The organism is Dietzia sp. DQ11-71, assembly GCF_014144995.1.
Lineage (GTDB): Bacteria > Actinomycetota > Actinomycetes > Mycobacteriales > Mycobacteriaceae > Dietzia > Dietzia kunjamensis.
In genome coordinates this window covers 1-7,458 of the sequence record NZ_JAALDT010000457.1, presented here as the reverse complement: position 1 = coordinate 7,458, position 7,458 = coordinate 1, and the positions used below count along the sequence as shown (strand labels likewise).

Sequence of the window (7,458 nt, the reverse complement as noted above, 5' to 3'; positions counted from 1 at the left end):
TCCCCCGCGACCGGATCGGGGAGTACCTCAGCTTCGTCCGCGAGGGCGACGTGCTCGAGCCCCGCTTCGACGCCGACGCCGCCAAGGGGATCCTGGACCCGCTCCTGGAGGAGACCGAGCAGGTGGGCAGGGACGCGAGTTTCGAGTTCAGCGGGTCGAGCGCCACCATCGTGCCCGCGGTCCAGGGACGCACCGTCGAATGGGGCCCGCTGCTCGGTCGGCTGCCCGGGCAACTCACCGACGTCGACGGCCCGCGTGTGCTCCCCGTCGGCTACGTGGGCCGCGACCCCGAGCTGACCACCGCGGAGGCCGAGCAGGCCGGCATCCGCGAGCCCGTCGGCCAGTTCACCGTGGCCGTCGGCGCGAGCGGACAGGCCCAGTCGATGATCGCCTCGCTGGCCGGGCACTTCATCCCGGCAGGCGGGAGCTTCTCCATGGCGGAGGTCGCCGGCACGGTCTCCGGAGACGTGTCCGCCGACGCCGTCGCCACCGCCCTGTTCAACGCGGCGTTCGAATCCGGCGCACAGGACCTCGTCCGCAGCTCCCGCGGTGTCGACGGCGACGCGTTCCCGGCGGGCCGCGATGCCACCGCCTCGGCCGACGTCGGATTCCGAAACGCCCAGGACACCGGCCTGGTGATCGATGCCTCGGGTAGCGGCAACTCGGTGACGGTCCGGCTGTGGGGGACGCCCGAGTACACGGTGAGGGTCTCGACGGCCCCCCGGACCGACATCCGGCGGGCCCAGACCCGGGTCGTCAGCACGGCCGGGTGTACCCCGAGTCCGGGCGCGGACGGGTACACCGCCCGCGTGACCCGGGTCGTCCTGCGCGGCGGCGACACCGTGAGCACCGACACCGTCTCGTCGAGCTACGCGCCGCGAGACCGGATCGTGTGCCGGGCCGAGACTCCCGAGGACGACGATCCCACCTCGTCACCGCCACCACCGCCGCCCGCGCTCCCCGGGCCCGGTGACCCGATCCGGATCCCGGGCCTACCGGAGTTCCGCATTCCCGGCGTACCCGGCAACTAGAGCGCCGAATCCGCTACCCGGATTCCGGATCCGCTATTCCCATCGGCATAGCGGATCGGGAATCCGGGTAGCCGATTCGTGGGGGTGGGCTGCCCGCATCCGGCGAAACGAGTCGATCCGCCGCCCGGGCAGGGGCGGCGGATCGACGGTGGGGACCCGGAAGGGCCCGTCAGGTGGGGATCAGAACGCGGACTCGTCCAGCTCCATCAGCTCGTTGTCGAGGTCTGCGACGATCGCGCGGGTGGCGCTGATCAGGGGCAGCTCGTTCTTGGCGAACCACCGGGCGGCGGCGATCTTGCCGTTGTAGAAGTCCTTGTCGTCGTCGGACGCCCCGTCCAGCGCGCCGAGGGCGACCTCTGCGCCGACCAGGAGACGCCAGCCCATCATGAGGTCACCGAACGCCATGAGGACGCGCACCGAGGCGAACCCGACCGTGTACAGGCGCTTGGGGTCGTCCTGCGAACCCATGAGGTGATCGAAGCACGTGCCGATCATGGCCTCGACGTCCGCGAGAGCGGTCGCGAGCAGCTCCCGCTCGGCCGCCAGTCGGCCGCCGCACGCGTCGCTGTCCAGGAACTGCTTGATCTGCGCCGACACGTGGCCCACGGCGGTGCCGCGGTCACGGGCGATCTTGCGGAAGAAGAAGTCCTGTGCCTGGATCGCGGTGGTGCCCTCGTAGAGGGAGTCGATCTTGGCGTCGCGGATGTACTGCTCGATCGGGTAGTCCTGCAGGAAGCCCGACCCGCCGAACGTCTGAAGCGACTCGGTGAGCAGCTCGTAGGCGCGCTCGGAACCGACGCCCTTGACGATCGGCAGCAGCAGATCGTTGACCCGATGGGCCAGCTCGCCGTCGGCGCCGGAGACGCGCGCGGCGGTCTCGACGTCCTGGTGGGCCGCCGTGTACATGTACACCGCGCGCAGACCCTCGGCGAACGCCTTCTGGCGGATCAGCGCACGCCGCACGTCCGGGTGGTGGGTGATGGTGACGCGCGGGGCGGTCTTGTCGGCCATCTCGGTCATGTCGCCGCCCTGGACACGCTCCTTGGCGAATTCGAGCGCGTTGAGGTAGCCGGTCGACAGGGTGGAGATGGCCTTGGTGCCGACCATCATGCGCGCGTGCTCGATGACATCGAACATCTGACGGATGCCCTGGTTGAGCTCGTCGCCGCCGACCATCCAGCCCTTGGCGGGCACGCCGTGACCGCCGAAGGTCAGTTCGCAGGTCGTGGAGACCTTGAGGCCCATCTTGTGCTCGACGCCGGTGACGAACACCCCGTTGCGCTCGCCCATCTCGTTCTTCTCGAAGTCGAAGTGGAACTTCGGCACGAAGAACAGCGACAGGCCCTTGGTGCCGGGGCCGGCGCCCTCGGGGCGCGCCAGGACCAGGTGGAAGATGTTCTCGAACATGTCGTCGGAGTCGGCCGAGGTGATGAAGCGCTTGACGCCCTCGATGTGCCAGGAGCCGTCGTCCTGCTTGATCGCCTTCGTGCGGCCGGAACCGACATCGGAGCCGGCGTCGGGCTCGGTGAGGACCATGGTCGCTCCCCAGCCGCGCTCGACGCAGGTGGCGGCCCACTGCTTCTGCTCCTCGGTGCCGTTCTCGTAGAGGACGGCGGCGAAGGCGGGGCCGGCGCCGTACATGAACGCCGCCGGGTTGGCCCCGAGCATCATCTCGCCGGTGGCCCACACTATCGCGCGGGGGGCCGGCATCCCGCCGAGCTCCTCCGGCAGTCCCATCGACCAGTAGCCGGCGTCGTACCAGGCCTTGAAGGACTTCTTGAAGTCCTCCGGGATGGAGACCGAGTGGGTCTCGGGGTCGAACACCGGCGGGTTGCGGTCGGCGGAGGCGAAGGACTCCGCGACCGGGCCCTCGGTCAGGGTCGCGACCTCGGAGAGGATGCCCTTGGCGGTCTCGGTGTCCATGTCGCCGAACTCGCCGGCGTCGAGTGCCTCGTTCATACGCAGGACCTCGAACATGTTGAACTCGAGGTCGCGGACGTTGCTCTTGTAGTGACCCATTACGGTCTTCTCCGTTCGGAGTGCGGTGTCATGACTGTGTCGCGCCCGAGGAGTCGGTGCACGTAACCACTGGTACGCCGGAACCTACTCGCCGGTAACAAAACTGATGCTAGTGCGTTGTCAGCAAACAGTCCAAGGTGAGGGAAGGCTCTGATTTCGGCGCGGACCTGCGAGGGCGCGCCGCGCGGTCAGTCACGCCCGGGACGGGCGGCGGCCCGGGCGGCGTCGAGCAGGATCGTCCGCTCGGCCCGGGCGACGGTCCGCCGGGTCACCTCTGCGTAGTCCGGCGTGACGGAGACCGACGTGACCCCCTTCCGGACGAGGTGCTCGGCCATCCGGGGATCGGTCGACGCCGCCTGTCCGCACAGGGACACGGTGAGGCCGGACTCGTGGCAGCGGTCGATGATCTGGTCGATGAACGCGAGCACCGCCGGGTCCATCGAGTCGAACAGGTCCGTACACACCTCCGAGTCGCGGTCGACCCCCAACGTCAACTGGGTGAGATCGTTGGAACCGATCGATACGCCGTCAATTCCCATGGCGGCGTACTCGGGGATCCAGTGCACCACCGACGGCACCTCGGCCATGATCCAGCGCTTGAGCCCCGTGTCGCGACCGATCGGGTGGGCGTCGATGATGTCCAGACAGGCCCGCAGCTCCCACCCGGTCCGGACGAACGGGATCATCAGGTGCAGGTTCCGGCGCCGCCGCCGCACCCGCTCGAGCGCGTCCAGTTCCAACCGGAACAGGTCAGGCTCCCGGGTGTAGCGGAAGCAGCCCCGGTAGCCGATCATCGGATTGCGCTCCTCGGCCTCCACCTCCCCTCCGAGCAGCCCCCGGAACTCGTTGGACCGCAGGTCGGTGGCGCGGTACACCACGGGCCTCGGATCGAAGGCGGCGGCGATGGTGCTGATCCCCGAGGCCATCCGCTCCACGTACTCCTCCGTCCTGCCTTCCGCGATGAGCCGGCGCGGGTGCAACCCCTGCAGAGCGCTGGTGATGAGGAACTCCGCCCGCAGCAGGCCGACGCCGTCGACGTCCATCGCCGCGACCCGCGCCGCGGCGTCGGGCGTTGCGAGGTTGACGTAAACGGCGGTGGCGGTGACCTCGCGTGTGCGCACCTCGGGAGCCGCACCGGCATCGGCGGGAGCCTGCGGCGCCTCGGCCGCGCGCACCTCTCCCGGGTAGACGACGCCGGCGGTGCCGTCGACGGTGATGGTCTGCCCGTCGGCGATGTCGGCGGTCGCCGACCGCGTGCCCACGATCACGGGACGCCCCAGTTCGCGCCCGACGATGGCGGCGTGACAGGTCACGCCCCCCTCGTCGGTGACGATCGCGGCGGCGCGCTGGAGGATCGGCAGCCAGTCGGGGTCGGTCATCGTGGCCACCAGGATCTCGCCGGCGGCCAGGTTCACCCCGTCCGCCAGTTCGGTGAGGACGCGCGCTGTCCCGATCGCCGTGCCGGGCCCCGCGCCGAGTCCGGAGACGATCGGTTCCACCTCGCCCCCCGCGCCGACGGGATCGGCCGCGTGCGCCGCGTCGACGGCCAGCGTGGTGATCGGGCGGGTCTGCACGATGTACAGCTCACCGTCCTCGAAGGCGAACTCGGTGTCCTGTGGCACGCCGTAGTGCTGCTCGGACATCACGGCCAGGCGGGCGACCCGGCGCACCTGGTCGTCGTCGAGCACCCGGTCCAACTGCTCGGCCTCCGGGACGGGGACGAGCCCGTCGACCGTGCGGCCCGCGACGATCCGGGCGACCTTCCGGCCCACGTGCACGGTGAGGAGGTTCAGGTCTGCCTTGGACACGACGTACGTGTCGGGCTCGACCTTGCCGCCCACCACCACCTCGCCGAGCCCGAACGCGGCCTCGATCACCACGCGGTCGACCTGGGAGGTGAGGGGGTCGGCGGTGAAGGCCACGCCCGACGTGTCGGAACGGACCATCTTCTGTACCACCACCGCGATCGACGGTTCGTCGTCGTACCCCGACACCGCCCGGTAGGTCATGGCGCGCGGCGTCCACAACGAGCACCAGCAGTCCCGCACGGCCTCGAGCACGGCCTCCTCGCCGACGACGTCCGTGTACGACTCGTGGATCCCCGCGAAGGAGGTGTCACCGGCGTCCTCCGCGGGCGCGGAACTGCGCACCGCCACGGGGACGTCCGACCCCAGCGACCGGTAGTGCGCCACGATGTCCTCGCGCAGTCGCGCCGGCATCTCCACCCCGGCGACGGTGCCGCCGAACTCCGCCGCGAGGGACATCAGCTCCGCCTCGCTCGTCCCGTCGGCAGGGACCCGGCCGTCGTAGAGGCGCGACCGGACACCGGCCGTCTCCATCGCGGCGAGGTAGGCCGACTGTCCGACCGAGAATCCCGGCGGCACGGGGAACCCCGCGCCCGTCATCTCCCCGAGATTGGCGGATTTCCCGCCGTACTCGGGTGCGTCCGCCAGCCTCAGCTCGGAGAAATCGGCGACCCATCGTGCGTCCATCGCTCGCTCCTTCGAGATCGCGGCCCGACCGGTCGGAACCGTCGCTGTCTCCATGGTGGGCGGACCGGCTGCCCGGTGTGGGTGGTTCAGGCACAATCAGCGCATGGCAGACATCCAGCTCCGCGTTCCCTCCGCCTCCTCCGTGGTGGGAACGGCGATCCGTGTCGTGGAGTGGGAGCTGAGAATGGCCAGGGAGTTGCTCATGCTGCCCGCCCGCGTCCTCGTGCTACTCGCGGACGTGGAGGACGTGGTCGTCCAGATCCAGGACCTGCTCGACGAGGTCAGCCGCACCGTGCGGCAGATCGACGGGATCGTGGCCACCGCCGTCGACACGGTCGACGGTGTCCGCACCACTGTGGCCAGGGCCAACAGGGTCGTCGACGAGGTCGCCGACACGGTCTCTGCCGCCGAGGGGATCGTGGGCCGGGTGGGCTCGACCGTCGACTCCGCCGAAGGCGTGGTGCGGCGCGTGGACGGCACGATCGACTCCGCGGAGGGGGTGGTGCGGCGCGTGGACGGCACGATCGACTCCGCCGAGGGCGTGGTCGTGCGGGTGGGGAGCACCGTCGAGTCCGCCGAGGGCGTGGTGGCTCGCGTCCGGACGACGGTGGACACCGCGGACGATCTGGTCCTCGACGCCGGCGGGCTCATCGAACGGGTCGTCCCCCTCGTCGACTTCGCGGACTCCACCTTCGCTCAGGTCAAGCCGGTCGTCGAGGCACTGCTCGTGGACGCCGACCTGGACGTGGAGACCGCCCGGGTCGTGGCGACCCGGATGACCGAGGTCCTGGCGTGGGCGGACAAGACGATCCGACTGCTCGAGCCGATCGCCGACGACGTCCTCGAGTCGGTCGACCCCGACGAGGTCAAGGCGGTCATCCAGTTCATCGAGCACCTGCCGGCGCTGGGCGACACCCTCGAGAACGACGTCATGCCGGTCCTGGCCTCACTGGACACCGTTGCCCCCGAGGTCCACCAGATCCTCGAAGTGGCGCAACAGTGCCTCGAGGCGGTCGCCGGCATCCCCGGATTCCAGCTCCTGCGCCGCCGCGGTGGGGACAACGGCAAGACCGAGTGATCTCCTGAATGACGAGAGGCCCTCCCGATCTGGGAAGGCCTCTCGTCTTGCGGAGCCGATGACGGGAATCGAACCCGCGCTGTCTGCTTGGGAAGCAGAAGTTCTACCATTGAACTACATCGGCAGTGCCTGCTGGAGGCGGCTTCAGATTAGCACGAGCCCCGGTGGCCGCAGGCGCGGTGGGGTCACTTCCGGGCGGACTTGCGCTTCGCGCCCGTGGTCATCGGCCGCTTGGGCTGGTTGAGCGACGCGCGGGGGACGAATCCGAACGCCACGCCCCCGATCACCGCCACCGCGATCGCGCCGATGATCCACGGCGTGACCGATCCGCCGCCGGTAATCCCCATCAGCACGATGAGTACGGCGACGCCGACACACACCCACGACCACTGGGTCCAGCGCCAGAAGTACCTTGAGGGCTCGTCCCTGATCTCGTCCATGCGCCTATTTCACCACGTCAGCGGGGGTCGGTGCATATCCGCCAGGCCCTCCAGGGGGGTCGCCGGGCCGGGAGGGCGCCGGGATGTGGCAGGTCTCACGTGGTTTCGAGGGTCGGTTCGGGAACGAAAGGGGTGTGCCATGCGCTGAACTGGAGGACAGTCCGATTTGTGCGACCGGGTGGCCGGTCCGCGGGCTCAGCCCTGCAGGAGGTGCGTGGTGGACGTGCACGAGGCCATGGAGCGGCCGATCGCCGAGCGGGTGCGGACGGTGCTCGCCCGCGGTGCGGCCGGCACCATCGAGGCCGGCATGCTCAGGCGGCCGCTGCGCTCGGCGCGCGTCCGGGACGACGGGGTGATCGTCCTGGTGGTCGACGTGGGGGGCATGTCGCGTGAGGCCG

Annotated in this window: 5 protein-coding genes, 1 tRNA gene and 1 pseudogene; 3 read left to right on the top strand and 4 right to left on the bottom strand. The window is 70.0% G+C overall.

Annotated features, from left to right (window positions below; all coding sequences use genetic code 11):
* Positions 1-1,031, top strand: a 1,031-nt coding sequence (locus G6023_RS14470) for a VanW family protein (RefSeq protein ID WP_182636166.1), incomplete at its 5' end; no start/stop codon positions are given.
* Between the two features lie 180 nt (positions 1,032-1,211).
* Here the strand turns inward: G6023_RS14470 and G6023_RS14465 are convergent.
* Entirely contained in the window at positions 1,212-3,050 is a 1,839-nt protein-coding gene (locus tag G6023_RS14465) for an acyl-CoA dehydrogenase (protein ID WP_182636164.1), read from the bottom strand.
* Positions 3,051-3,238: 188 nt separating this feature from the next.
* On the bottom strand, positions 3,239-5,542 hold the full coding sequence (gene ppsA, locus G6023_RS14460; protein WP_182636162.1) for a phosphoenolpyruvate synthase: 2,304 nt from the start codon (positions 5,540-5,542) through the stop codon (positions 3,239-3,241).
* A 103-nt stretch (positions 5,543-5,645) separates the two neighbouring features.
* Between ppsA and G6023_RS14455 the strand changes: the two genes are divergently transcribed.
* On the top strand, positions 5,646-6,620 hold the full coding sequence (locus G6023_RS14455) for a methyl-accepting chemotaxis protein (RefSeq protein ID WP_182636160.1): 975 nt from the start codon (positions 5,646-5,648) through the stop codon (positions 6,618-6,620).
* A gap of 53 nt (positions 6,621-6,673) precedes the next feature.
* Here G6023_RS14455 and G6023_RS14450 read toward each other — a convergent pair.
* Together G6023_RS14450 and G6023_RS14445 are read right to left on the bottom strand one after the other, a co-directional pair.
* Positions 6,674-6,744: transfer RNA gene (locus tag G6023_RS14450), tRNA-Gly, on the bottom strand.
* Positions 6,745-6,805: 61 nt separating this feature from the next.
* The gene (locus G6023_RS14445) at positions 6,806-7,060 is read right to left on the bottom strand and encodes a hypothetical protein (protein ID WP_067719492.1); all 255 of its coding nucleotides are present in this window, start codon (positions 7,058-7,060) and stop codon (positions 6,806-6,808) included.
* A 214-nt stretch (positions 7,061-7,274) separates the two neighbouring features.
* Between G6023_RS14445 and G6023_RS14440 the strand changes: the two are divergent.
* Positions 7,275-7,458 (top strand): annotated as a pseudogene (locus G6023_RS14440) (hypothetical protein); the annotation flags it as partial.

Bases quoted from the DNA above. Each gene is read 5' to 3' on its own strand.
- G6023_RS14445 (WP_067719492.1), bottom strand. From the start codon at position 7,060: ATGGACGAGATCAGGGACGAGCCCTCAAGGTACTTCTGGCGCTGGACC.
- G6023_RS14465 (WP_182636164.1), bottom strand. From the start codon at position 3,050: ATGGGTCACTACAAGAGCAACGTCCGCGACCTCGAGTTCAACATGTTC.
- ppsA (WP_182636162.1), bottom strand. From the start codon at position 5,542: ATGGACGCACGATGGGTCGCCGATTTCTCCGAGCTGAGGCTGGCGGAC.
- G6023_RS14455 (WP_182636160.1), top strand. From the start codon at position 5,646: ATGGCAGACATCCAGCTCCGCGTTCCCTCCGCCTCCTCCGTGGTGGGA.